Source organism: Pseudomonas sp. COR18, from assembly GCF_048568395.1.
GTDB classification, from domain to species: domain Bacteria; phylum Pseudomonadota; class Gammaproteobacteria; order Pseudomonadales; family Pseudomonadaceae; genus Aquipseudomonas; species Aquipseudomonas fuscovaginae_B.
The window spans coordinates 1,306,952-1,330,418 of record NZ_CP183808.1 but is presented as its reverse complement, the minus strand read 5'-3'; the positions used below and the strand labels follow the sequence as shown (position 1 = coordinate 1,330,418).

24 protein-coding genes are annotated in these 23,467 nt (G+C 64.2%); 14 read left to right on the top strand and 10 right to left on the bottom strand.

Annotated features, from left to right (window positions below; all coding sequences use genetic code 11):
- Nucleotides 1-6 precede the first annotated feature (6 nt).
- On the top strand, nt 7-318 hold the full coding sequence (locus ACM62G_RS06240) for a YqfO family protein (protein ID WP_054061882.1): 312 nt from the start codon (nt 7-9) through the stop codon (nt 316-318).
- Here ACM62G_RS06240 and nagE read toward each other — a convergent pair.
- From nagE to ACM62G_RS06205, 7 genes are all read right to left on the bottom strand, one after another.
- Complete coding sequence (gene nagE, locus ACM62G_RS06235; protein ID WP_419736872.1) at nt 257-1,999, bottom strand: N-acetylglucosamine-specific PTS transporter subunit IIBC; 1,743 nt, start codon at nt 1,997-1,999, stop codon at nt 257-259. The two genes, ACM62G_RS06240 and nagE, sit on opposite strands and share 62 nt — an antisense overlap.
- A 20-nt stretch (nt 2,000-2,019) precedes the next feature.
- On the bottom strand, nt 2,020-4,539 hold the full coding sequence (gene ptsP / locus ACM62G_RS06230; protein WP_419736871.1) for a phosphoenolpyruvate--protein phosphotransferase: 2,520 nt from the start codon (nt 4,537-4,539) through the stop codon (nt 2,020-2,022).
- Nucleotides 4,540-4,552: 13 nt separating this feature from the next.
- Nucleotides 4,553-5,575 (bottom strand): SIS domain-containing protein, encoded by a 1,023-nt coding sequence (locus tag ACM62G_RS06225; RefSeq protein WP_419736870.1) that lies wholly within the window; start codon nt 5,573-5,575, stop codon nt 4,553-4,555.
- Nucleotides 5,556-6,662, bottom strand: coding sequence for an N-acetylglucosamine-6-phosphate deacetylase (gene nagA, locus ACM62G_RS06220; RefSeq protein ID WP_054059209.1), 1,107 nt, complete (start codon nt 6,660-6,662; stop codon nt 5,556-5,558). The genes ACM62G_RS06225 and nagA overlap by 20 nt, the downstream gene beginning before the upstream one ends.
- A 19-nt stretch (nt 6,663-6,681) precedes the next feature.
- Entirely contained in the window at nt 6,682-7,413 is a 732-nt protein-coding gene (locus ACM62G_RS06215; protein WP_419736869.1) for a GntR family transcriptional regulator, read from the bottom strand.
- Between the two features lie 176 nt (nt 7,414-7,589).
- Nucleotides 7,590-8,093 (bottom strand): L,D-transpeptidase family protein, encoded by a 504-nt coding sequence (locus tag ACM62G_RS06210; RefSeq protein ID WP_054061877.1) that lies wholly within the window; start codon nt 8,091-8,093, stop codon nt 7,590-7,592.
- A gap of 34 nt (nt 8,094-8,127) precedes the next feature.
- Entirely contained in the window at nt 8,128-8,685 is a 558-nt protein-coding gene (locus tag ACM62G_RS06205; RefSeq protein ID WP_054059206.1) for an NUDIX hydrolase, read from the bottom strand.
- Nucleotides 8,686-8,826: 141 nt separating this feature from the next.
- Between ACM62G_RS06205 and ACM62G_RS06200 the strand changes: the two genes are divergently transcribed.
- From ACM62G_RS06200 to purT, 5 genes are all read left to right on the top strand, one after another.
- Nucleotides 8,827-9,426 (top strand): CoA pyrophosphatase, encoded by a 600-nt coding sequence (locus ACM62G_RS06200; RefSeq protein ID WP_419736868.1) that lies wholly within the window; start codon nt 8,827-8,829, stop codon nt 9,424-9,426.
- Between the two features lie 52 nt (nt 9,427-9,478).
- A complete protein-coding gene (locus ACM62G_RS06195; RefSeq protein WP_419736867.1) occupies nt 9,479-10,003 on the top strand; it encodes a gamma carbonic anhydrase family protein in 525 nt (174 codons plus the stop codon).
- A complete protein-coding gene (locus tag ACM62G_RS06190; RefSeq protein WP_054059203.1) occupies nt 10,000-10,215 on the top strand; it encodes a DUF1289 domain-containing protein in 216 nt (71 codons plus the stop codon). Before ACM62G_RS06195 ends, ACM62G_RS06190 begins: the two co-directional genes overlap by 4 nt.
- A gap of 536 nt (nt 10,216-10,751) precedes the next feature.
- On the top strand, nt 10,752-11,231 hold the full coding sequence (locus ACM62G_RS06185; protein WP_273819387.1) for a preQ0 transporter: 480 nt from the start codon (nt 10,752-10,754) through the stop codon (nt 11,229-11,231).
- Nucleotides 11,232-11,353: 122 nt separating this feature from the next.
- Nucleotides 11,354-12,535: a formate-dependent phosphoribosylglycinamide formyltransferase gene (purT, locus tag ACM62G_RS06180; RefSeq protein WP_419736866.1), complete on the top strand. Its 1,182-nt coding sequence runs from the start codon at nt 11,354-11,356 to the stop codon at nt 12,533-12,535.
- 124 nt (nt 12,536-12,659) lie between these two features.
- Here the strand turns inward: purT and ACM62G_RS06175 are convergent, their stop codons facing one another.
- The 3 genes from ACM62G_RS06175 to ACM62G_RS06165 all read right to left on the bottom strand — a co-directional run bounded on the left by ACM62G_RS06175 (nt 12,660) and on the right by ACM62G_RS06165 (nt 16,368).
- Nucleotides 12,660-13,973: an MFS transporter gene (locus ACM62G_RS06175; protein WP_419736865.1), complete on the bottom strand. Its 1,314-nt coding sequence runs from the start codon at nt 13,971-13,973 to the stop codon at nt 12,660-12,662.
- 325 nt (nt 13,974-14,298) lie between these two features.
- Nucleotides 14,299-15,543 (bottom strand): HlyC/CorC family transporter, encoded by a 1,245-nt coding sequence (locus tag ACM62G_RS06170; RefSeq protein WP_419736864.1) that lies wholly within the window; start codon nt 15,541-15,543, stop codon nt 14,299-14,301.
- Between the two features lie 12 nt (nt 15,544-15,555).
- A complete protein-coding gene (locus ACM62G_RS06165; protein WP_054059198.1) occupies nt 15,556-16,368 on the bottom strand; it encodes a cytochrome C assembly family protein in 813 nt (270 codons plus the stop codon).
- Nucleotides 16,369-16,556: 188 nt separating this feature from the next.
- Between ACM62G_RS06165 and ffh the strand changes: the two genes are divergently transcribed.
- From ffh to ACM62G_RS06125, 8 genes are all read left to right on the top strand, one after another.
- Nucleotides 16,557-17,933, top strand: coding sequence for a signal recognition particle protein (ffh, locus tag ACM62G_RS06160; protein ID WP_419736863.1), 1,377 nt, complete (start codon nt 16,557-16,559; stop codon nt 17,931-17,933).
- 250 nt (nt 17,934-18,183) lie between these two features.
- Nucleotides 18,184-18,435, top strand: coding sequence for a 30S ribosomal protein S16 (gene rpsP / locus ACM62G_RS06155; RefSeq protein ID WP_017904965.1), 252 nt, complete (start codon nt 18,184-18,186; stop codon nt 18,433-18,435).
- A gap of 5 nt (nt 18,436-18,440) precedes the next feature.
- Complete coding sequence (gene rimM / locus ACM62G_RS06150; protein ID WP_054059196.1) at nt 18,441-18,977, top strand: ribosome maturation factor RimM; 537 nt, start codon at nt 18,441-18,443, stop codon at nt 18,975-18,977.
- 3 nt (nt 18,978-18,980) lie between these two features.
- Complete coding sequence (gene trmD / locus ACM62G_RS06145) at nt 18,981-19,733, top strand: tRNA (guanosine(37)-N1)-methyltransferase TrmD (RefSeq protein ID WP_054059195.1); 753 nt, start codon at nt 18,981-18,983, stop codon at nt 19,731-19,733.
- Nucleotides 19,734-19,778: 45 nt separating this feature from the next.
- Nucleotides 19,779-20,129, top strand: a complete 351-nt coding sequence (gene rplS, locus ACM62G_RS06140) for a 50S ribosomal protein L19 (protein WP_017904968.1) — start codon at nt 19,779-19,781, stop codon at nt 20,127-20,129.
- A gap of 111 nt (nt 20,130-20,240) precedes the next feature.
- Nucleotides 20,241-21,137 carry a site-specific tyrosine recombinase XerD gene (xerD, locus tag ACM62G_RS06135; RefSeq protein WP_419736862.1) on the top strand — a complete coding sequence of 299 codons (897 nt, stop codon included), beginning with the start codon at nt 20,241-20,243 and terminating at the stop codon, nt 21,135-21,137.
- 129 nt (nt 21,138-21,266) lie between these two features.
- Nucleotides 21,267-21,998 (top strand): DsbC family protein, encoded by a 732-nt coding sequence (locus ACM62G_RS06130; RefSeq protein WP_419736861.1) that lies wholly within the window; start codon nt 21,267-21,269, stop codon nt 21,996-21,998.
- A gap of 140 nt (nt 21,999-22,138) precedes the next feature.
- Nucleotides 22,139-23,443: a homoserine dehydrogenase gene (locus tag ACM62G_RS06125; RefSeq protein ID WP_054059192.1), complete on the top strand. Its 1,305-nt coding sequence runs from the start codon at nt 22,139-22,141 to the stop codon at nt 23,441-23,443.
- The last annotated feature ends 24 nt before the right edge of the window (nt 23,444-23,467 follow it).

The window sequence follows — 23,467 nt, the reverse complement described above, 5'->3', positions numbered from 1 at the left end:
CCGGCGATGTACAAGCTCGCCTTCTTCGTTCCACCCAGCCATGTGGAGCAGGTCAAGAGCGCCGTATTCGCCGCCGGTGGCGGACGGATCGGCGCCTATGACCACTGCGCATGGCAGGTGCTGGGCCAGGGCCAGTTCCGCCCGCTGGACGGCAGCCAGCCGTTCCTCGGGCAGACCGGTGTGGTCGAGCAGGTGGACGAGTGGAAGGTCGAGCTGGTCGTCGACGATTCACTGATTGCGGCGGTGGTGCTGGCGCTCAAGCAGAGCCATCCCTACGAAACGCCGGCGTATGAGGTCTGGCGTCTGGCCGACTTCTGAGCGTTGCCCGCAGGGCCTCGCCAACTCCCGCGGCCTGTACGCCGATCAGCAGGTGCCAGGCACCGCCTGTCAACGGGCTGATACCCTTGCAGCCGAGCGCACTCAGTTGGGCCTCGGACAACCTGTCCACATCCTCCAGTTGTACCCGCAGCCGCGTCTGGGCGACACAGTCCAGTGCCAGCACATTCTCCCTGCCTCCCAGCGCGTCCAGCCACTGTTGCAGTTGGTCGGGACTGATGCCGTTCACCTCGACGGCGACTGGGGCGCTGGCTGCCGGGAGGTGCGTGGCGGTATTGGGCAGTGCCAGGCGGATCTCGTCGGCGATGCCGTCGGCCAGCGGGCCGACCACCACTTGCAGGCTGCCGCCCTGGCCGGGGCGGACCACGGCCAGAGCACCCAGCTCCTTCAGTTCGCTGTCCATGGCCTTGTCCCGGTCCCGCAGTTCCAGGCGCAGGCGGGTGGTGCAGGCGCCGACCGTCAGCAGGTTGTCGGCGCCGCCGAGGGCGCGGATGTAGGCTGCGGCCCGCTGGCTGTCGTCCAGTGTCTGGTTGGTCGCCGGATTGGCGATAATCTCGCGTCCCGGGGTCTTGAGGTCGAAACGCCGGATGCAGAAATCGAACACCGCGTAGTAGATCGCCGCGTAGGCCAGGCCAACCGGCAACACCAGCCAGCCATTGGTGGACTTGCCCCAGCCCAGGGCCATGTCGATGGCACCACCGGAAAAGGTGAAGCCGAGATGGATGTCGATCAGGTTGGTGATCGCCATCGACAGCCCGGTCAACAGTGCATGAACCACATAGAGCAGCGGCGCGAGGAACATGAAGGCGAACTCGATGGGTTCGGTCACGCCGGTGAGGAACGAGGTCAGCGCCATCGATAGCAGGATGCCACCCATCAGCTTGCGCCGTTCGGGCAGGGCGTTGCGGTACATCGCCAGGCAGGCGGCGGGCAGGCCGAAGACCATCACCGGGAACATGCCGGTCATGAATTGCCCGGCCCTGGGGTCGCCGGCGAAGTAGCGTGCCAGGTCGCCGGTGACCACTCGGCCGGTGTCCGGGTCGGTGAAGCTGCCGAAGACGAACCACATCATGTTGTTGAGGATGTGGTGCAGGCCGGTGACGATCAGCAGGCGGTTGAACACGCCGAAGATGAACGCGCCAATGCTGCCGCTTTCGACCATCATCAGTCCCAGGCTGTTGATCCCGTGCTGGATCGGCGGCCAGATCAGGCCGAACACCAGCCCCAGGCCGACCGCGGAAAAGCCGGTGACGATCGGTACGAAGCGCCGGCCGCCGAAGAAGGCCAGGTATTCGGGTAGCTTGATGTCCTTGAAGCGGTTGTACAGCGCCCCGCCGAGCAGGCCGCTGATGATTCCCGCAAGCATGCCCATGTTGATACCGGCGTCGATGACCTTCAGCGTGGCCACCAGCACCAGGTAGCCGATGACCCCCGCCAGCCCGGCGGTGCCGTTGTTGTCACGGGCGAAGCCGACGGCAATGCCGATGGCGAAGATCAGGGCCAGGTTGGTGAAGATGGCGTTGCCGGCATCGTGGATGATCGCGATGTCCAGCAGGTCGGTGTCACCCAGGCGCAGCAGCAGGCCGGCGATCGGCAGGATGGCGATGGGCAGCATCAGGGCCCGGCCGAGACGTTGCAGGCCTTCGATAAACAGCTGGTACATGTTGGCTCTCCTTATTGTTGTTATCGGTCCAGTGGCCACTGCTGGTGGCAGGCTTCGCGCACGCTCGCGGCGCTGCCGAGCTGGAGCAGCGACTGACTGATACGGCGGCATTGGGCGGCATCGAGGCTGCGCACCCGCTCCTTGATTTCGCCGATCTGTGGCGGGCTCACCGACAGCTCGGTGACGCCCAGGCCAACCAGTACCGGCGTGGCCAGCGGGTCCGAGGCAAGGGCGCCGCAGACGCCCACCCAGCGTTGGTGCCGTGCGGCCCCGGCGCAGGTGCTGGCGATCAGTTGCAGCACCGCCGGGTGCAGGGCATCGACTCGCGCCGCCAGGCCGGCATGATCACGGTCCATGGCCAGGGTGTATTGCGACAGGTCGTTGGTGCCGATGGAGAGGAAGTCGGCGTGCTCGGCCAGTTGCCCGGCCAGCAGTGCCGCGCAGGGTACTTCGATCATGACGCCCAGTTGCGGGCGCTCGCTGAGGCCCAGTTCGTCGGCCAGGCGCTCCAGGCAGCGGCGAATAGGCAACAGCTCGTCGACCTCGCTGACCATGGGCAGCAGAATTCGGCAGCGTTGCATGGGGCTGACCTGCAGCAGCGCCCGCAGTTGCTGCTCCAGCAGTTCCGGCCGGGCCTGGGCCAGACGGATGCCGCGCAGGCCGAGCACCGGGTTGGCTTCGACGGGCAGCGGCAGGTAGTCGAGTTGCTTGTCGCCACCGACATCGATGGTACGGATGATCACCGGCTTGTCGCCCATGGCGTCGACCACCGCCTGATAGGCATTCAGCTGTTCCCGTTCGTCGGGGGCGGTCTGGCGGTCGACGAAGAGGAACTCGGTGCGCAGCAGGCCGACACCGTCGGCACCACTCTGGTGGGCCTGCTGGGCTTCCTCGGCCGAGGCGACATTGGCTGCCACCTCGATCGACAGACCGTCGCGCGTATGGGCCGGCGAGAGGCTGAGTTCCTGCTGGCGCTGACGGCGCAGTTGATGGTGCTCGCGGGCCATGGCGACGCCGTCGAGGCGAGCCTGGTCGGGCGTCAGTTCGAGGCGGCCGTGATCGGCATCGAGCACCACCTGCTGGCCGGGGGCGACCTCCAGCAGCGGCGCACCCAGGGCGACCAGGCAGGGCAGGCCCTTGGCGCGGGCGAGAATGGCGACATGGGAGGTGGCCCCGCCTTCGGCCATGCACAGCCCGGCGACGTTCTGCCGGCTGATCAGCAGCAGATCGGACGGTGTCAGTTCATGGGCGGCGACGATCGCCCCCGGCGGCAGTTCGTAGTGCCAGGTGTCGCCGAGCAGGATGCGCAGTACCCGCTGGCGCAGGTCGCGCAGGTCATTGGTGCGTTCGGCGAGCAGCGGATTGCCCAGTTGCAGCAGGACCTGGCACTGGCTCTCGATCGCCTGGCTCCAGGCGTGGGTGGCGGCGCGGCCATGGGCAATGGCCTGGTCGGCGATGTCGAGCAGGGCCGGGTCTTCGAGTAGCGCCAGGTGGGCATTGAAGATCGCCTGTTCGGCATGATCCCCGCGCGCCATGGCTTGCTGCAGGGTCGTATGGATTTCCCTGCGCACCTGTTCCAGCGCGCCGGTCAAGGCCTGCCGTTGTTCCTCGACGTCATGCGGGCCGCAGTCGGGTGGCAGCAGGATGGCCTGCAGCCGCGCCAACGGACCGCTGACCAATCCTGGCGCGGCGCATACCCCGTGCAGCACACCGGCCTCGGCGGGCCGAATGGCGATTGGCTGGGGCGGGACGGCGTGGTGGTGGTCTTCGGCCAACGGCGTTTGCAGCACCTGCAACAGGGCCTGTATGGCTGCCTCACGATCCTTGCCCCGGCAACTGACTTGCACCTGTGCCTGTTCCTCGACGCCCAGCCCCATGATGCCGATCAGGCTATCGAGAGAGGCCGACCGATCGCCCAGATGCAGTCGCGCGCTGCAGTCGAAGCCCTGTGCCGTCTGGCGCAGCAGGGCGGCCGGCCGGGCGTGCAGACCGCCACGGTGGGCGACCCGGGCACTGCCGCGGACCTCGTCGTCGCCGTCGTCCGCCATGGCCGTCGACGGCTGGGCCGACTGGCGTGGGACGACCTGCAACACGGGGTCGCCGACCTTGACCGAGTCGAGTGGTCGGGTTCGCAGCTCGTAACGTTCGCCATTGGTCAGCACCAGCGGGCTGACCAGGCTCCTGCTGTGGCGGGCGACCTGGTCCAGGTCGAATCGCAGCAGGGCCTGGCCCGCCTCGACCCGATCCCCTTCACCGACCAGCAGGAGAAAGCCTTCGCCCTGCAGCGCGACGGTATCCAGGCCCAGGTGCAACAACAGCTCGGCGCCATTGTCGGCCCGCAGGGTCAGGGAGTGCCGGGTGCGTGCGACGTGTACGATCACCCCGGCGCAGGGCGCATGCAGGCTGTCGTTGAGCGGGTCGATGGCGATGCCTTCGCCCAGGGCACCACTGGCGAACACGGCATCGTCGATAGCCGGGAGTGGCATTACGGGACCGCTCAGCGGTGCGCCGAGGGTGAGCTCATTATTGTTGTTATGCATGGCACGGTACTCGTCAGTGGGTACGGGTGACTTTGCTCAGGTGACGCGGTTGGTCGGGGTCCATGCCGCGGGCCACGGCCAGTTGCGCGGCCATCACGTAGAAACTCTGGATCGCCAGGATCGGGTCGAGGGCCGGGTGGCGCGCGCAGACCAGGTCCAGGTCACGCTCGGCGATGTCGCTGGGGGCGGCGAGCAGCACCCGCGCACCGCGCTGGCGCATGTCGCTGGCGAGCTTGAGCAGCCCGGCCTGCTCCGCTCCACGGGGGGCGAAGACCAGCAGTGGATAACCGGCCTCGATCAGGGCCATCGGGCCGTGACGGACCTCCGCGCTGCTGAAGGCTTCCGCCTGGATCGCCGAGGTTTCCTTGAATTTCAGCGCGGCTTCCTGGGCGATGGCGAAGCCGGCGCCACGGCCGATCACCATCAGCCGTTCGCTGGCGCGCAACACCTCCAGGGCCGGGCTCCAGTCCTGTGCCGCCGCCTGTTGCAGGCCTTCGGGCAGGGCCCGGCCGGCCTCCAGCAATGCCGGGTCGTATTGCCAGTAACCCAGCAGCCGGGCGCTGGCACTGAGGGTGGCGATGAAACTCTTGGTCGCGGCGACGCTCTGTTCGGGTCCGGCCAGCAACGGGAGGGTGTATTCGCAGGCGGCCTGCAACGGTGAGTCGGGGACGTTCACCATGGCCACGCTCAGGGCCCCGCGGTCGCGCAGCAGGTGCAGGCTGTCGACCAGGTCGGGACTCTGCCCGGACTGGGAAAAGGCGAACACCGCCTGACCGTGGACCTGCAGTGGCGAGTGCCGCAGGGTGACCACCGACATCGGCAGCGAGGCCACCGGCACGCCGGTCTGTTGCATGGTCAGGTAGGCGAAGTAGCTGGCGGCATGGTCGGAGCTGCCGCGGGCGACGGTCATCGCTACCTGGGGCGGCCCCTCGCGCAGACGCGCGCCGATGGCGATCAGTTGGTCATCGAGCCCCTGCAACTGGCGGCTGACCGCCTCATGGGAGGACAGCGCCTCTTCAAGCATTCTGCAAGTCAACGGCTTCTCCTTCGACCATTACCGCGGTCAGTGTCAGTGAGCGATCCAGGCGCACGCAGTCGGCCCAGCTCCCCGGCTGCAGGCGCCCGCGTTCGGTGAGGCCGAGATAGTCGGCGGGAAACTGCGAGAGCCGTTGCGAGGCTTCGGCGATGGGCAGGCCGATCTTCACCAGGTTGCGCAGGGCCTGGTCCATGGTCAGGGTGCTGCCGGCCAGGGTGCCATCGGCCAACCGCACTCCCCCCAGGCACTTGGTCACGGTGTGGCTGCCGAGCCGGTACTCGCCATCGGGCATGCCGGCGGCGGCGGTCGAGTCGGTCACACAGTAGAGGCAGGGGATCGAGCGCAGTGCTACGCGCATCGCCCCCGGGTGCACGTGCAACAGATCGGGGATCAGCTCGGCGTAGCGCGCATGGGCCAGCGCGGCACCGACGATGCCCGGTTCGCGGTGGTGCAGCGGGCTCATGGCGTTGTACAGGTGGGTGAAGCTGCTGGCTCCGGCGGCGAGGGCGGCGACGCCTTCCTCGTAGCTGCCCAGGGTGTGGCCGATCTGCATGCGAATGCCGCGTTGGCTGAGGCTGCGGATCAGGTGTTCGTGGCCGGCGATTTCCGGGGCGATGGTGATCACCCGGATCGGCGCGAGGCGCAGGTATTCATCGACTTCGGCGGCGATCGCGGTGTGGGCGAAATTCGGCTGGGCGCCGAGCTTGCCGGGGTTGATGAACGGGCCTTCGAGGTGCACGCCGAGGATACGTGCCGTGCCTGGCGGGCGTTGTTCGCAACAGGGGCCGAGTTGGGCGAGAATCGCGCCGATCTCTTCGGATGGCGCGGTCATGGTGGTCGCCAGCAGGGCGGTGGTGCCGAAGCGCAGGTGGGTGCGGGCGATGGTCTCGAAGGCATCGCCACCCTGCATGATGTCCCTGCCGCCACCGCCGTGGACATGCAGGTCGATGAAGCCCGGCAGCAGGTAGGGCAGGTCGTTGTCGGCCGGCTCGCAGGGCTCGCCTTCGATGCGCAGCACCCGGCCTTGCCGGTGGATCAGGCGACCGCGAACCCAGCCTTGGGCGGTCAGAATGTTGTCTTCGGACATGGTGGCTTCCCCAGGCTGGCTAGCGTCGCAACTCGGCGACGAAGTCGTAGTAGTCGTTGCGGCAATAGGTGTCGGTCAGTTCGATGGGGGTGTTGTCCTCCAGGTAGCCGACGCGGGTCATCAGCAGCATCGCGGTACCGGGCTCGATGCCGACCAGGGCGGCGAAGTCCGGCGAGGCATTGATCGCGCGGATATGTTGCAGTGCCCGCACCACGGGGCGGCCGATACCGTCCAGGTATTCGTAGAGCGAATCGCCGATCTTCTCCGGTTCGGGGAGCAGCGTGGCGGGCAGGGTGCTCATCTCGATCGCCATCACCGTGTCGTCGGCCTTGCGCAGGCGCTTGAGGCGCGCAACCTCGGCACTGGGCGAGAGGGCCAGGCGGATCAGTTCTTCGTGGCTGGGCAGAGTGATATGGCGTTCCAGCCATTGGGAACCGGGTACGAAGCCTTTGGAACGGAGCATTTCGCTGAAGCTGGAAAGGCGTGACAACGGCTGTTCCAGCCGTGGGGTGATGAAGGTGCCGGAGCCCTGGTTGCGACGGATCAGGCCCTGTTCGAAGAGAACCTCCAGGGCCTTGCGCGAGGTCACCCGGGAAATGCCCAGCAACTCGCTCAGGTTGCGTTCCGAGGGCAGTGCCTGTTCGGCTTTCCATTGGCCGGCATGAATGGCGGCCTCGAGGTTGCGTGCCAGTTGCAGGTACAGCGGTGTCGGTTGGGACTCGTCAGGTCGCAGGGCGAGGATCTTGTCCATGCAGGTTTTCCGATGCGGTTATTGGTGTTCTTGTGCTCGGTAGTGGCATTGAAGGTAATACCACTTGAATACCATGTCAATGCCAGTGGTCTTTCCCGAGCGTAACAAAAAGCCCGGCATGGGAGGCATGCCGGGCTTTTCTCGATTGAGTGGTATCAGGGTGGTTGCACGCAGGCTCAGGGGCGGATTTCCACCAGGGTACCGTCCTTGACCAGGTTCCACACCTCGCGCATGTCGACGTTGCGCATGCCGATGCAGCCGTCGGTCCAGTCCAGGGTATGCAGCCACTGCTCCGGGTAGTCCTCGGAGTCCGGTGTGCCGTGGATCATGATCATGCTGCCGGGGTTGACGCCCTCGCGGCGGGCGCGGGCGGCGTCGCTGATGTTCGGGTAGGAGATGTGCATCGACAGGTTGAACTTCTCGCTGGTCTTGCGCCAGTCGATCCAGTAGAACCCTTCCGGCGTGCGGCGGTCGCCCTCGATCAGCTTGGGGCCCTTGGGGTTGCGGCCCAGGGAGATCCGGTAGGTCTTCAGTGGCTTGCCGTCGTTGATCAGTTGCAACTGGTGGGCGGACTTGAGAACCAGGACTTTTTCGATGGTCCGGCCCTGCAGCGGGTCGGCGGCGGAGGCCTGGGACAGCGTGGCGAACGACAGGCAGAAGACGGCTAACAACCAACGCATTGAAACGATATCCCTGGAAAGGTGGCAGAGCGGCTTATTGTGGGTCGGCCGCCTTCGGCATCATGGGCGGCACGGCTTCGCTGCGTACCGGGAATTCCTGGGTAGGGCGGTCGGCGAAGAAGCATTCTAAGGTACGCCCGACCGTCCTGAAAGCCAGCTCTGACCAGGGGATCTCGTGCTCTTCGAACAGGCGCACTTCCAGGCTCTCGGGGCCGGCGGCGAAGTCCAGGTCGGCCAGTTCGGCGCGATAGAACACATGCACCTGGTTGATGTGCGGCACGTCGATCAGGGTGTAGATCCTCAGGTCGTTCACCCGGGCGCAGGCTTCCTCAAGCGTTTCCCGGCGTGCGGCCTGCTCCACGGTCTCGCCGTTCTCCATGAAACCCGCCGGCAGGGTCCAGTAGCCCAGCCGTGGCTCGATGGCGCGTCGGCACAGCAGCACCTGGCTGCCCCAGACCGGCAGGCAGCCGGCGACGATATTGGGATTCTGGTAATGAATGGTCTGGCAGTGGTCGCAGACAAAGCGCAAGCGCGTGTCGCCTTCGGGGATACGTTGACTGACCGGTTTGCCGCACTGGCTGCAGAACTTCATGGGCTATTCTCTGGAGGATCCGCCTATTTTTGCGTGTGCCGTTGCCTGTCGGCAAGTTGTGCATTCACGAAACAGTTGAGGGGTTGGGCGGTCTGACGGTTTGGTGCATGATGCAGGGTAAGTCAGACATCGAGATCAGCTATGCAGGATGAGCTACTTCGACGTGTAAGAGAGCATACCCCCCGGCCTCTGGAAACGGACCGACGTTTTCCGGAGGCGGCGGTATTGGTGCCGATCACGCGCAGCGAAGAGCCGGAACTGGTATTGACCCTGCGTGCCAGCGGCCTTTCGACCCATGGCGGCGAGGTGGCATTTCCCGGCGGTCGGCGCGATCCGGAAGACCCGGACCTGGTGTTCACCGCCCTGCGCGAGGCCGAGGAGGAGATCGGCCTGGCGCCGGGCCTGGTGGAGATCGTCGGGCCGTTGAGCCCGCTGGTCTCGCTGTACGGTCTCAAGGTCACGCCGTATGTCGGCCTGGTGCCGGACTTCGTCGAGTACCGGGCCAACGATGCCGAGATCGCCGCAGTGTTCAATGTGCCCTTGGCGTTCTTTCGCGAGGACCCGCGCGAGCACACCCACCGCATCGACTACCAGGGCCGCAGCTGCTATGTGCCGAGCTACCGATATGGCGAGTACAAGATCTGGGGGCTGACGGCGATCATGATCGTCGAGCTGGTCAACCTGCTGTATGACACCCGGATCGACCTGTACCAGCCACCGCAGCGCTTCATCAATCACTGAATCCAAGCCATCGTCAGTATGGCGCCGTACCCCGAGCCGTGAGGATTACCGCATGAAATACCGTCTGGGCGACTTTCGCGTCGAAGCCCACCCGCAGAGCTGGGTGGCTCCCAATGCCGTGCTGGTGGGCAAGGTCAGGCTGCAAGAGGGCGCCAGCGTCTGGTTCAACGCCGTATTGCGCGGCGACAACGAACTGATCCTGATCGGCCCCAACAGTAACGTGCAGGACGGCACGGTGATGCACACCGACATGGGCTATCCGCTGACCATCGGGACCGGCGTGACCATCGGCCATAACGCCATGCTGCATGGCTGCACTGTCGGCGACTACAGCCTGATCGGCATCAACGCGGTGATTCTCAACGGCGCGAAGATCGGCAAGCACTGCATCATCGGCGCCAATGCGCTGATCGGCGAGAACAAGGAAATCCCCGACGGCTCGCTGGTCATGGGCTCGCCGGGCAAGGTGGTGCGTGAGCTGACCGAGCAGCAGAAGAAGATGCTCGAAGCCAGCGCGGCCCATTACGTGCACAACGCGCAACGGTATGCCCGGGACCTGCAGGAAGACCAGGCATGAGCACGACCGAACGCCCGGTGGCCTCGCCCTGCGTGAGCATCTGCGCGCTGGACGAGCAGGACATCTGTACCGGCTGTCAGCGCACGGCAGGGGAAATCAGCCGCTGGGGGCGGATGGACAACGCCGAGCGACGCGAGGTGCTGGGGCGCTGTCATGAGCGGGCCAGGGCGGCCGGCGTTCTGTGGACGTTAGCCAGTCCCGCAGTGTCCTGACGGGCGTATTCGCGGGCAAGCCCTGCTCCTACAGGATTTGCGCCAAACGCCAAATCTGCACACGCCCGTCCCTGGGATTTGCGTCAAACGCCAATTCTGTATGCGGCCCGTCCCTGGGATTTGCGCCAAACGCCAATTCTGTATGCGGCCCGTCCCTGGGATTTGCGCCAAACGCCAATTCTGCATGCGGCCCGTCCCTGGGATTTGCGTCAAACGCCAATTCTGTATGCGGCCCGTCCCTGGGATTTGCGTCAAACGCCAATTCTGTATGCGGCCCGTCCCTGGGATTTGCGTCAAACGCCAATTCTGTATGCGGCCCGTCCCTGGGATTTGCGCCAAACGCCAATTCTGTATGCGGCCCGTCCCTTGTAGGAGCAGGGCTTGCCCGCGAATACGCCCGTAAGCCTTGCGCCCAGTCCAGCATTTGCACCGGCGGCAGTGTCCCTGGGCCGGCGACGGCTCCCACACGGTTGTCGCCAGGCGCCGGCTCCTGCAGTACCCTGTGCGGCTATATCGACAGGTAATCCGTCCATTCCATGTTCTTTCTCATCGCCTACATCGCCAGCGTCGTGCTGATCAACTTCGCGTTTTCCAGCGCGCCGCACCTGGACATCATCTGGTCGGCCTGGGGCGGGTTGGTGTTCGTGCTCCGGGACATGGTGCAAACCCGCTTCGGCCATGGTGCGATCGTCGCCATGCTGGTGGCGTTGCTGTTGTCCTACGTCACCTCCGACCCGGCCATTGCCCTGGCCAGTGCCACGGCCTTCGCCGTGTCCGAGTGCATCGACTGGCTGGTGTTCACCATCACCCGGCGCCCTCTGCACGACCGTCTGTGGATCAGTTCGGCCCTGAGCATCCCGCTGGATACCTTCATCTTCTTCGGTCTGATCGATGCCCTGACGCCCGGGGTGATTCTCACCGCGTTGGGCTCCAAGTTCGCCGGGGTCACCGTGGTCTGGCTGGCCATGGCCTGGCGCCAGCGCAAGGCCGTTCATCAGGACGTCCTGAAGGGATAGCCCGAACGGGGCGCAGGCCATACAGGCGAACCGCCGCAGTTCATGTAAAATGCCCGCCTTTCTTCCCAGCAGGTGCCCGGTGAGCGGGTGCCTTCGATGATCCGTTTCCTCGAGGACCTGAAATGACCCGTATCGGAACTCCACTGTCGCCGACCGCGACTCGCGTATTGCTTTGTGGCTGTGGTGAGCTGGGCAAGGAAGTGGTGATCGAGCTGCAACGCCTGGGTGCCGAGGTGATTGCCGTCGATCGCTATGCGAACGCACCGGCCATGCAGGTCGCCCACCGCAGCCACGTGATCAACATGCTCGACGGCGCGGCCCTGCGCGCGGTGATCGAAGCCGAGAAGCCGCACTTCATCGTGCCGGAGATCGAGGCCATCGCCACCGCCACCCTGGTGGAACTGGAGACCGAAGGGTTCACCGTGGTGCCGACCGCCCGTGCCGCACAACTGACCATGAACCGCGAAGGCATCCGTCGCCTGGCCGCCGAAGAGCTGAAGCTGCCGACCTCGCCGTACCACTTCGCCGACACCTTCGAGGACTACACCAAGGCGGTCCAGGACCTCGGCTTCCCCTGCGTGGTCAAGCCGGTGATGAGTTCTTCGGGCAAGGGCCAGAGCCTGCTGCGCAGCGTCGATGACGTGCAGAAGGCCTGGGACTATGCCCAGGAAGGCGGGCGTGCCGGCAAGGGCCGGGTGATCGTCGAGGGCTTCATCGATTTCGACTACGAAATCACCCTGCTGACCGTGCGCCACATTGGCGGCACCACGTTCTGCGCGCCGGTCGGCCACCGTCAGGAGAAGGGCGACTACCAGGAGTCCTGGCAGCCGCAGGCCATGAGCCCGGTGGCGCTGGCCGAGTCGGAGCGGGTCGCCAAGGCGGTCACCGAGGCCCTGGGCGGTCGCGGCATGTTCGGCGTCGAGCTGTTCATCAAGGGCGACCAGGTGTGGTTCAGCGAAGTGTCGCCGCGCCCGCATGACACCGGCATGGTTACCATGATTTCCCAGGATCTGTCACAGTTCGCCCTGCACGCCCGGGCCATTCTCGGCCTGCCGATCCCGCTGATCCGTCAGTTCGGCCCATCGGCCTCGGCCGTGATCCTGGTCGAAGGCCAGTCGACCCAGACCGCTTTCGCCAACCTCGGCGCAGCCCTGAGCGAGCCGGATACCGCCCTGCGCCTGTTCGGCAAGCCGGAAGTCAACGGCCAGCGCCGCATGGGCGTGGCCCTGGCGCGTGACGAGTCGATCGAAGCGGCGCGGGCCAAGGCGACCCGTGCGGCCCAGGCGGTGGTTGTAGAACTCTAAAACCGCGTCGTCCTATTCGCGCACAAGCCCGGCTCCTACAGGTCACCGCCGTACCTGTAGGAGCCGGGCTTCTCGGGACGCCGCACCGCCGCGAACCGCCAACGGCGGCCATACCCCACCGCTATCAGCCGACCTTGTCCAGATCGCTGTAGCGTGTCTCCTTCAGGCGCAGAATGGCAATCAGGCTCAGCACCGCCGCCGCCGACACATACCCGCCGACCCAGCTCAAACCACCCATTGTCACCAGCTTCTGCGCAAAGAACGGCGCGGCCGAGGCCCCGACGATACCGCCCAGGTTATAGGCCGCCGAAGCACCGGTATAACGCACGTGAGTGGGAAAAAGCTCCGGCAGCAGCGCACCCATCGGGGCGAACGTCACCCCCATCAGGAACAGCTCCAGGCTCAGGAACAGTGCGACGCCCCAGGTCGAGCCGTGGCCCAGCAGCGGTTCCATGCTGAAGCCGGACAGCAGTGCCAGCAGCGCACCGACGATCAGCACCGGCTTGCGTCCGAAGCGGTCGCTGGCCCAGGCCGCCAGTGGCGTGGCTGCCGCCATGAACAGCACGGCAAAGCACAGCAGGCCGAGGAAGGTCTCGCGGCTGTAGCCGAGGTTGGCGACACCGTAGCTCAGTGAGAATACCGCCGAGATATAGAACAGCGCGTAACACACCACCATGGCCACCGAGCCCAGCAGTACCGGTACCCAGTAGCGGCTGAACAGCTCGACCAGCGGCATCTTCACCCGTTCGTGACGTGCCACGGCATTGGCGAAGATCGGCGTTTCCTCGAGTTTGAGGCGCACATAGAGGCCGACGATCACCAGCACGGCACTGAGCAGGAACGGGATCCGCCAGCCCCACGAGCGGAACTGCTCGTCGCTGAGGCTCATGGCGAGGATCAGGAATAGGCCGTTGGCCGCGAGGAAGCCGATCGAAGGGCCCAACTGCGGGAACATGCCGAACCAGGCACGTTTGCCCTCGGGGGCGTTCTCGGTCGCCAGCAACGCGGCGCCGCCCCATTCCCCGCCGAGCCCGAGGCCCTGGCCGAAGCGCAGCAGGCACAGCAGCAGCGGTGCCCACGCGCCAATGCTGGAGTAGCCGGGCAGCACGCCGATCAGCGTGGTGCACACGCCCATCAGCAGCAGCGAGGCGACCAGGGTCGACTTGCGCCCGATCCGGTCACCGAAGTGGCCGAACAGGATCGAGCCCAACGGGCGGGCGAGAAAGGCGATGCCGAAGGTCAGGAACGCCGACAGCATCTGTGCGGTACTGTCGGTCTGGGGGAAGAACACCGGTCCGATCACCAGCGCAGCGGCGGTGGCGTAGACATAGAAGTCGTAGAACTCGATGGCGGTACCGATGAAGCTGGCGGTCGCGACCCGGGCAGTGGAGTTCAGCGGTGTGGTCGATGGGGCGTCGAGGGTGGTGCTGGAAGTCATTACGCGGTTCCCTGAAAGTCTTGCTCGTAGGAATTGTTAGTAGTGAACACCCAGGGATAAGGGCTTGTGCCGGGTCGGTCGGGGTTCTGTCCGGCGCCGGGGGAGTTGCAGCGTGCAGGGCCGGAGGGCGGGTTGCGGGTGGGCAGGCGGTCCGGTGAGGCTGGGTAAGCCGATTCGATTATAGGAAGCCGCCCATGCATCGAACAAGAGCACCGCTCACCCGTGTAGCACCCGCTCCTGCAGGAGCCGGCTTGCTGGCGAGGGCGTTCTCGCCGGCACCATGGGCAGACAGGGCTGAATGCCCATAAGTGAAGGTGCTGCTTCGTCAGGGAGACGGAGGCGTGGGGGCTGCGCTGGTATGCCAGGCCAGCACCCGGCTGACCCTGTTGTCCTCGGTTTCGAGGATCTCCAGGCGATAACGGCCGATCTTCAGGCAGACCGCGCTCTCCGGGATGGTCTCCAGGGCTTCGGTGACCAGCCCGTTGAGGGTCTTGGGGCCGTCGCAGGGCAGGTGCCAGCCCAGGCTCTTGTTCAGCTCGCGGATCGAGGCGGCACCTTCGATCACCAGTCGGCCATCGGCCTGGGGGTGGATGTGCGGGTTGTCGAGGCTGTGCTCGTTTTCGAATTCGCCGACGATCTCTTCGAGAATGTCTTCCAGGGTGACGATGCCCAGCACTTCGCCATATTCGTCCACGACCATGCCCAGGCGCCGCTGCTGCTTGTGGAAATTCAGCAACTGCAATTGCAGCGGGGTGCTTTCCGGAACGAAGTAGGGCTCATGGCAGGCGCTCAGCAGGGCGGACAGGGTCAGGCTGGCATCGGGCAGCAGATGGCGGACCTGGCGGGTGTTGAGCACCGCTTCGACCTGGTTGATATCACTGTGGAACACCGGCAGGCGGGTGCGCTTGTTGTTGCGCAACTGCACGATGATGTCTTCGATCGGGTCGTCCAGGTTGATCCCGTCCACTTCGCTGCGCGGCACCAGGATGTCATTGACCGTGATGTTGTCCAGCGCGTGAATCCCGGACAGCAACTGTGGCCGGGTCGAATGTTCCTTGCCGGGCTCCTCCAGGTCGACCGGCGGCATGTCCTCGTCGCTCTGCCTGACCGCGCCGGCCTTGCTGATGAAGGGCTTGAGCAGCAGGCGGGCGCTGCCGTTCAGCAACCAGGCCGCGGGATAGACGATCTTCAGGGGAATGCCGAGCAGGGCATTGCCGACCGCGAGCATGGCTTCGGGGTAGCGGGCGGCGAGCAGGCGCGGCAGGTAATCGGCCAGCACGAGCAGGGCAACGGTACTGCCCAGGCAGGCCAGCCAGGGGCCGTGGTTGCCCCAGAGCAGCAGCGAGAGCAGGGTGGCGATGATCACCACGACGATGCGGCACAGGGTGTTGCAGAGGATCAGGCTTTCACGCGGGAAGCTCAGGCGGGCGGCTGGCCTGTCCCCGGCGCGGGAGGCCGGACGCTGGGCCGTGAGCAGATGCTGGGCGACCTCGATGGCGGTGAACAGCGCCGACCACAGGATCAGCAGGGCCAATACGGCGAGCATCGGCCCGGCGGGCAGGTTGTCCATGTTCTCGGCCCGTCAGATGTGCAGGATGTATTCGCGAACCAGCTTGCTGCCGAAATAGGCCAGCATCAGCAGGCAGAAGCCGGCCAGGGTCCAGCGGATTGCCTTGTGCCCGCGCCAGCCGAGGCGGTTGCGCCCCCACAGCAGTACGCTGAACACCACCCAGGCCAGGCAGGCCAGCAGGGTCTTGTGCACCAGGTGCTGGGCGAACAGGTTCTCGACGAACAGCCAGCCGGAGATCAGCGACAGTGACAGCAGGGTCCAGCCGGCCCAGAGGAAACCGAACAGCAGGCTTTCCATGGTCTGCAGCGGCGGGAAGTTGCGGATCAGGCCCGAGGGGTGCTTGTTCTTCAACTGGTGGTCCTGCAACAGCAGCAGCAAGGACTGGAACACCGCGATGGTGAACATGCCGTAGGCGAGGATCGACAGCAGGATGTGCGCGAGGATGCCCGGCTCCTCGTCGATGATCTGTACCGTGCCCGATGGCGCGAACTGCGCGAGCAATACGGTCAGCAGTCCCAGCGGGAACAGCAGGAGCAGCAGGTTCTCCACGGGAATCCGCAGGCAGGCGACCAGGGTCAGGGCAATCACCGCGACGGCGATCAGGCTGGCGGCATTGAAGAAATCCAGGCCCAGGCCGACCGGGGTCGCCAGGTGGGCGCACAAGGCGATGGCGTGGGCCAGTACGGCGAAGGCGCCGAGCCCGACCAGCAGGCGCTTGTCGGCCTTGGCGCGCTGGCGCAGACGCGCGCCTTGATAGAGGGCCGCGGCGGCATACAGGCAAGCTGCGGCAATGCTGGTCAGAAAACTGGGTGACAGAGGAGACATAAGTCCTGTGAAGCAAGCCCGAAAGGGGCTGAGTTTGGCATATAACCGCCAGTCCACGAAAGACCGTGGCGCTAGTGCCGCGCACGCAGTCTCGTTATAATTCGCGATCTGCCCACGCTGCAGGCTCGCCAGGCGCATTTTTCCGTTCGCCGGCGGCCCATTACCTCAGTGGCTTCAAAGGATCGCGCATGTTTGAAAACCTGACCGACCGTCTCTCGCAGACGCTGCGCCATGTCACCGGCAAGGCCAAGCTGACCGAGGACAATATCAAAGACACCCTGCGTGAAGTGCGCATGGCGTTGCTCGAAGCCGACGTCGCCCTGCCGGTGGTGAAGGACTTCGTCAATTCGGTCAAGGAGCGCGCGGTCGGTACCGAAGTCTCGCGCAGCCTGACGCCGGGCCAGGCGTTCGTGAAGATCGTCCAGGCCGAACTCGAAAGCCTGATGGGCGCGGCCAACGAGGACCTGAACCTCGCCGCCGTGCCGCCTGCGGTCATCCTGATGGCCGGTTTGCAGGGCGCGGGCAAGACCACCACCGCCGGCAAGCTGGCGCGCTTCCTCAAAGAGCGCAAGAAGAAAAGCGTGATGGTGGTGTCGGCGGACGTCTACCGCCCGGCCGCGATCAAGCAGCTGGAAACCCTGGCCAACGATATCGGCGTGACCTTTTTCCCGTCCGACATCAGCCAGAAGCCGGTGGCCATCGCCGAAGCGGCTATCCGGGAAGCGCGGCTGAAGTTCATCGACGTGGTGATCGTCGACACCGCCGGCCGCCTGCACGTCGACGCCGAGATGATGGTCGAGATCCAGCAGTTGCACGCGGCCATCAAACCGGTGGAGACCCTGTTCGTCGTCGACGCCATGACCGGCCAGGACGCGGCCAATACGGCCAAGGCCTTCGGCGATGCGCTGCCGCTGACCGGCGTGGTCCTGACCAAGGTCGACGGTGATGCCCGTGGCGGTGCCGCGCTGTCGGTTCGCGCCATTACCGGCAAGCCGATCAAGTTCATCGGTATGGGTGAAAAGAGCGAAGCGCTCGATCCCTTCCACCCGGACCGGATCGCGTCGCGAATCCTCGGCATGGGCGACGTGCTCAGCCTGATCGAGCAGGCCGAACAGACCCTCGACAAGGAAAAGGCCGACAAGCTGGCCAAGAAACTGAAGAAGGGCAAGGGCTTCGACCTCGAAGACTTCCGCGATCAGTTGCAACAGATGAAGAACATGGGCGGCCTCGGCGGCCTGATGGACAAGCTGCCGAACATCGGCGGCGTGAACCTGGCGCAGATGGGCAACGCCCAGAATGCGGCGGAGAAGCAATTCAAGCAGATGGAAGCCATCATCAATTCCATGACCCCGGCCGAGCGCCGCGATCCCGAGCTGATCAGCGGCTCGCGCAAGCGCCGGATCGCGTTGGGTTCCGGCACCCAGGTGCAGGACATCGGCCGCTTGATCAAGCAGCACAAGCAGATGCAGAAGATGATGAAGAAATTCACCGCCAAGGGCGGCATGGCCAAGATGATGCGCGGTCTTGGTGGCATGCTGCCGGGTGGTGGCATACCGAAAATGTAAGGAATCTGCGCCGGCCGTCGTGTCGGCGTTGCCCCGCAGGGATGCGGGGAACTCCAGCAAACCCGCATTGGCGGGGGCTGATCCGCCGTTCATCGCAACGGCTTCATGGCAGGTCTCTATTGCACGGCGCTGGACGCCGGAAAAAGGCATTGGCAAAAGTCCGGATATTCCTTAGAATATGCGGCCTTTCGGGCACCCATGCCCGCTGTGCATTTAGATTTGCAGCACCGACTACAGGAACGATGTTCACATGCTAACAATCCGTCTTGCCCTTGGCGGCTCCAAGAAGCGCCCGTTTTACCACCTGACCGTCACCGACAGCCGCAACGCTCGTGACGGTTCGCACAAAGAACAAGTGGGTTTCTTCAACCCGATTGCTCGCGGCCAGGAAGTTCGTCTGTCCGTGAACCAGGAGCGCGTCAACTACTGGTTGAGCGTTGGTGCACAACCTTCTGAGCGTGTTGCTCAGTTGCTGAAGGAAAACGCCAAGGCTGCGGCCTGAGCGATATGAACGCGACGCCTGCTTCTACCGATGATCTGATCGTTATCGGCAAGATCTACTCTGTTCATGGCGTTCGCGGCGAAGTAAAGGTTTATTCCTTTACGGATCCGATCAAGAACCTGTTGAACTACAAGACCTGGACGCTCAAGCGCGAGGGCAGTGTGAAACAGGTGGAGCTGGTCAGTGGACGCGGGAACGAAAAGTTCCTGGTCGCGAAGCTCAAGGGTCTCGATGATCGTGAAGAAGCCCGTCTTCTGGCCGGTTATGAGATCTGCGTGCCAAGCAGCCTGTTCCCTGAGCTGACCGACGGCGAGTACTACTGGTACCAGCTGGAAGGTCTCAAGGTCATCGACACCCTCGGGCAACTGCTCGGGAAGATCGATCACCTGCTCGAAACCGGCTCGAATGATGTCATGGTGGTCAAGCCTTGTCCGGGCAGCCTGGATGATCGCGAACGCCTGTTGCCGTATACCGAGCAATGCGTGTTGGCTGTCGACCTTGCCGCTGGCGAGATGAAGGTGGATTGGGACGCGGACTTCTAAGCAATGGCGAGCCTGCGCGTAGAAGTGATTACGCTGTTTCCCGAGATGTTTTCCGCCATCAGCGACTACGGCATCAGCAGTCGTGCGGTGAAACAGGGGTTGTTGCAACTGACCTGTTGGAACCCGCGGGACTATACGACGGATCGACATCACACTGTGGATGATCGCCCATTTGGCGGTGGTCCGGGCATGGTGATGAAGATCAAGCCTCTCGAGGATGCCCTGGTTCAGGCCAAGGCGGCAGCGGGGGAGGCGGCGAAGGTGATCTACCTGTCGCCCCAGGGCCGGCAGCTGAATCAGTTGGCGGTTCGCGACCTGGCGAAAGAGGATGCCTTGATCCTCATTGCTGGTCGTTATGAAGGCATCGACGAGCGTTTCATTGAGGCGCATGTCGATGAAGAGTGGTCGATTGGGGACTATGTCCTGTCCGGTGGCGAGCTGCCGGCGATGGTCCTGATAGATGCGGTTACACGACTGCTGCCCGGAGCTTTAGGGCATGCGGACTCCGCGGAGGAGGATTCCTTCACGGATGGTTTGCTGGATTGCCCGCACTACACCCGTCCGGAGGTGTATGCGGATCAGCGTGTTCCCGACGTGTTGCTCAGTGGCAACCACGCACATATCCGGCGTTGGCGTCTGAAGCAGTCCCTTGGCAGGACCTCGGAACGACGCGCCGATCTTCTGGAAAGACGCTCGCTTTCTGGAGAAGAGAAGAAGCTGCTCGAGGAATACATCCGCGAGCGGGACGATAGTTAACAACGTATCGATGGTAGATCCGACGATTTACCTTAGGAGCACAGCATGACCAACAAAATCATTCTGCAACTCGAAGCCGAGCAGATGACCAAAGAGATCCCAGCCTTTGCCCCGGGCGACACCATTGTCGTTCAGGTGAAAGTGAAGGAAGGCGATCGTTCGCGTCTGCAGGCCTTCGAAGGCGTGGTAATTGCCAAGCGTAACCGCGGTGTGAACAGCGCGTTCACCGTACGTAAAATCTCCAACGGTGTTGGCGTAGAGCGTACCTTCCAGACCTACAGCCCGCAAATCGACAGCATGGCTGTCAAGCGTCGCGGTGACGTACGTAAAGCCAAGCTGTACTACCTGCGCGACCTGTCGGGTAAAGCAGCTCGCATCAAGGAAAAACTGGCCTGAGTCCAGCTTCCGATGCAGAAAAAAGCAGCCTACGGGCTGCTTTTTTGTTGCCTGGATTTTTATCCTTGGGCACTCTGACTTCGTTTGCCGTGTCACGCGTTTCGAGTCTTTATGCCAGCCATCGATCACCCTCTCATCGACCAGTTTCTCGACGCCCTGTGGTTGGAAAAAGGTCTCTCGGACAATACCCGCGATGCCTATCGGAGCGATCTGGCGCTGTTCAATGGCTGGCTGCAGGAAAAGGGCCTGGAACTGGCCAGTGCCGGGCGGGAACTGATCCTCGACCACCTGTCCTGGCGCGTGGAACAGGCCTACAAGCCACGCTCCACGGCGCGTTTTCTCTCCGGTGCGCGTGGCTTCTACCGCTACCTGCTGCGGGAAAAGCTGATTGCCGTCGACCCGACTCTGCTGGTCGAGATGCCGCAGTTGGGCAGGCCGCTGCCCAAATCCCTGTCGGAAGCCGACGTCGAGGCCCTGCTCAACGCCCCGGATCTGAGCGAAGCCATCGGCCAGCGCGACCGCGCCATGCTCGAGGTGCTGTACGCCTGCGGTCTGCGGGTGACCGAACTGGTCAGCCTGACGCTGGAGCAGGTCAACCTGCGCCAGGGCGTGCTGCGGGTGATGGGCAAGGGCAGCAAGGAGCGCCTGGTGCCGATGGGTGAGGAGGCGATCGTCTGGGTCGAGCGCTACCTGCGCGATGCCCGTGGCGAACTGCTCGGCGGGCGACCCAGCGACGTGCTGTTTCCCAGCCAGCGTGGCGAACAGATGACCCGCCAGACCTTCTGGCATCGGATCAAGCACCAGGCCCAGGTCGCCGGGATCAGCAAGTCGTTGTCGCCGCATACTCTGCGGCACGCCTTTGCCACCCACCTGCTCAACCATGGTGCGGACCTGCGGGTGGTACAGATGCTGCTCGGCCACAGCGACCTGTCGACGACCCAGATCTACACCCATGTCGCCCGTGCCCGCCTGCAGGACATGCATGCCAGGCATCACCCGCGCGGTTGATCCATACGGGCTTCGGCCCGGCCGGGCTTATGTGTTAGGCTCTAGCGGTTTGCTATGCGGGCGCTTGCAGTCGCTCCGTTTCAGAATGGACAGACCAGTCTGGCCCCGTGCCCGCTATCAGGAGTTCCCATGCGCTTGATCCAGATTTTCGCCGCCGCCGCCCTGGCGTTGGCCAGTACCTTCGCCCTGGCCGACGACGCGGCCGAACAGGCGATCCGCAAGAGCCTCGGCAGCCTCCAACTGGAGACCCCGGTGGAGAGCATCACTGCCAGCCCGTTGAGTGGCCTCTATGAAGTCAAGCTCAAGGGCAGCCGTGTGTTGTACGCGAGTGCCGACGGCCAGTTCGTCATGCAGGGCTACCTGTTCCAGCTCAAGGATGGCAAGCCGGTCAACCTGACCGAGAAGACCGAGCGCCTTGGGATTTCGAAGCTGATCAACGGTATTCCGGTGGCGGAAACCGTGGTCTATCCAGCCATCGGCGAAACCAAGTCGCACATCACCGTGTTCACCGACACCACCTGCCCTTATTGCCACAAGCTGCACGCCGAAGTGCCGGCGTTGAACAAGATGGGCATCGAGGTCCGCTACGTGGCGTTCCCGCGCCAAGGGCTGGGTTCGCCGGGTGACCAGCAGTTGCAGGCGGTCTGGTGCTCGACCGACAAGCGCGCGGCGATGGACAAGATGGTCGAAGGCGAGGAAATCAAGGCGGCCAAATGCACCAACCCGGTTTCCCGGCAGTTCGCCCTGGGCCAGTCGATCGGTGTCAATGGTACACCGGCCATCGTTTTGGCCGACGGTCAGGTAATTCCAGGCTATCAGCCGGCCGCACAAGTCGCCAAACTGGCGCTGGCAGCCAAGTAATTCGGTCTCGTCGCAGTCTGTCTTCAGACGAGCACGACCGCGAGCCTCTGGCCCGCCGGTCTCAAACAGCAGGCCGCTGGTGGATCAGCGGCTGTTTTTCACGGCCGACCTCGTGTCGGCCGTTTCATGGGGAGTCAAGAGTGAAACCGGTCAAAGTAGGCATCTGTGGGTTAGGTACCGTCGGTGGCGGCACCTTCAACGTACTTCAGCGTAACGCCGAGGAAATTGCTCGTCGTGCCGGGCGTGGGATCGAAGTGGCACAAATTGCCATTCGCACGCCAAAGCCTCAGTTCCAAACGACCGGTATTGCGATTACCAACGATGTCTTCGAAGTGGCCACGAACCCTGAGATCGACGTCGTCGTAGAGCTGATGGGCGGCTATACCGTTGCCCGTGAGCTGGTACTCAAAGCGATCGAGAACGGCAAGCACGTGGTTACCGCGAACAAGGCGCTGATCGCCGTGCACGGTAACGAAATTTTCGCCAAGGCCCGTGAGAACGGCGTGATCGTGGCCTTCGAGGCCGCGGTGGCGGGCGGCATCCCGGTGATCAAGGCGATCCGCGAAGGCCTGTCGGCCAACCGGATCAACTGGGTGGCCGGTATTATCAACGGTACGGGCAACTTCATCCTCACCGAAATGCGCGAGAAGGGGCGTACCTTCGAGGATGTGCTGGCCGAGGCCCAGGCCCTGGGCTACGCCGAGGCCGATCCGACCTTCGACGTCGAGGGTATCGATGCCGCGCACAAGCTGACCATCCTGGCCTCCATCGCCTTCGGTATCCCGCTGCAATTCGACAAGGCCTATACCGAGGGCATCACCAAGCTGACCACCGCCGACGTGAACTACGCCGAAGCGCTGGGCTATCGCATCAAGCACCTGGGTGTGGCGCGCAGCACCGCCGCGGGTATCGAGCTGCGGGTTCACCCGACGCTGATCCCGGCCGATCGCCTGATCGCCAACGTCAACGGCGTGATGAACGCGGTCATGGTCAATGGCGATGCCGCCGGTTCCACCCTGTTCTACGGCGCTGGCGCCGGCATGGAACCGACGGCTTCGTCGGTGATCGCCGACCTGGTCGACGTGGTGCGAGCCATGACCTCGGATCCGGAGAATCGCGTACCGCACCTGGCCTTCCAGCCGGACTCGCTGTCGGCTCACCCGATCCTGCCCATTGACGCTTGCGAGAGTGCCTACTACCTGCGTATCCAGGCCAAGGACCATCCAGGCGTACTGGCCCAGGTGGCGAGCATCCTGTCGGAACGCGGGATCAACATCGAGTCGATCATGCAGAAGGAAGTCGAGGAGCAGGACGGCCTGGTGCCGATGATCCTGCTGACCCATCGCGTGGTGGAACAACGCATCAACGACGCCATCGCAGCGCTGGAGGCCCTGCAGGGCGTGGTCGGCCCTGTCGTGCGGATCCGCGTCGAGCATTTGAACTGAGTTGGCATCGCCGACTGGAGAGGA

Coding starts and splice junctions, on each gene's coding strand:
- ACM62G_RS06240 (WP_054061882.1), top strand. CDS start 7: ATGTACAAGCTCGCCTTCTTCGTTCCACCCAGCCATGTGGAGCAGGTC.
- nagE (WP_419736872.1), bottom strand. CDS start 1,999: ATGTACCAGCTGTTTATCGAAGGCCTGCAACGTCTCGGCCGGGCCCTG.
- ptsP (WP_419736871.1), bottom strand. CDS start 4,539: ATGCATAACAACAATAATGAGCTCACCCTCGGCGCACCGCTGAGCGGT.
- nagA (WP_054059209.1), bottom strand. CDS start 6,662: ATGTCCGAAGACAACATTCTGACCGCCCAAGGCTGGGTTCGCGGTCGC.
- ACM62G_RS06215 (WP_419736869.1), bottom strand. CDS start 7,413: ATGGACAAGATCCTCGCCCTGCGACCTGACGAGTCCCAACCGACACCG.
- ACM62G_RS06210 (WP_054061877.1), bottom strand. CDS start 8,093: ATGCGTTGGTTGTTAGCCGTCTTCTGCCTGTCGTTCGCCACGCTGTCC.
- ACM62G_RS06205 (WP_054059206.1), bottom strand. CDS start 8,685: ATGAAGTTCTGCAGCCAGTGCGGCAAACCGGTCAGTCAACGTATCCCC.
- ACM62G_RS06200 (WP_419736868.1), top strand. CDS start 8,827: ATGCAGGATGAGCTACTTCGACGTGTAAGAGAGCATACCCCCCGGCCT.
- ACM62G_RS06195 (WP_419736867.1), top strand. CDS start 9,479: ATGAAATACCGTCTGGGCGACTTTCGCGTCGAAGCCCACCCGCAGAGC.
- ACM62G_RS06190 (WP_054059203.1), top strand. CDS start 10,000: ATGAGCACGACCGAACGCCCGGTGGCCTCGCCCTGCGTGAGCATCTGC.
- ACM62G_RS06185 (WP_273819387.1), top strand. CDS start 10,752: ATGTTCTTTCTCATCGCCTACATCGCCAGCGTCGTGCTGATCAACTTC.
- purT (WP_419736866.1), top strand. CDS start 11,354: ATGACCCGTATCGGAACTCCACTGTCGCCGACCGCGACTCGCGTATTG.
- ACM62G_RS06175 (WP_419736865.1), bottom strand. CDS start 13,973: ATGACTTCCAGCACCACCCTCGACGCCCCATCGACCACACCGCTGAAC.
- ACM62G_RS06170 (WP_419736864.1), bottom strand. CDS start 15,543: ATGGACAACCTGCCCGCCGGGCCGATGCTCGCCGTATTGGCCCTGCTG.
- ACM62G_RS06165 (WP_054059198.1), bottom strand. CDS start 16,368: ATGTCTCCTCTGTCACCCAGTTTTCTGACCAGCATTGCCGCAGCTTGC.
- ffh (WP_419736863.1), top strand. CDS start 16,557: ATGTTTGAAAACCTGACCGACCGTCTCTCGCAGACGCTGCGCCATGTC.
- rpsP (WP_017904965.1), top strand. CDS start 18,184: ATGCTAACAATCCGTCTTGCCCTTGGCGGCTCCAAGAAGCGCCCGTTT.
- rimM (WP_054059196.1), top strand. CDS start 18,441: ATGAACGCGACGCCTGCTTCTACCGATGATCTGATCGTTATCGGCAAG.
- trmD (WP_054059195.1), top strand. CDS start 18,981: ATGGCGAGCCTGCGCGTAGAAGTGATTACGCTGTTTCCCGAGATGTTT.
- rplS (WP_017904968.1), top strand. CDS start 19,779: ATGACCAACAAAATCATTCTGCAACTCGAAGCCGAGCAGATGACCAAA.
- xerD (WP_419736862.1), top strand. CDS start 20,241: ATGCCAGCCATCGATCACCCTCTCATCGACCAGTTTCTCGACGCCCTG.
- ACM62G_RS06130 (WP_419736861.1), top strand. CDS start 21,267: ATGCGCTTGATCCAGATTTTCGCCGCCGCCGCCCTGGCGTTGGCCAGT.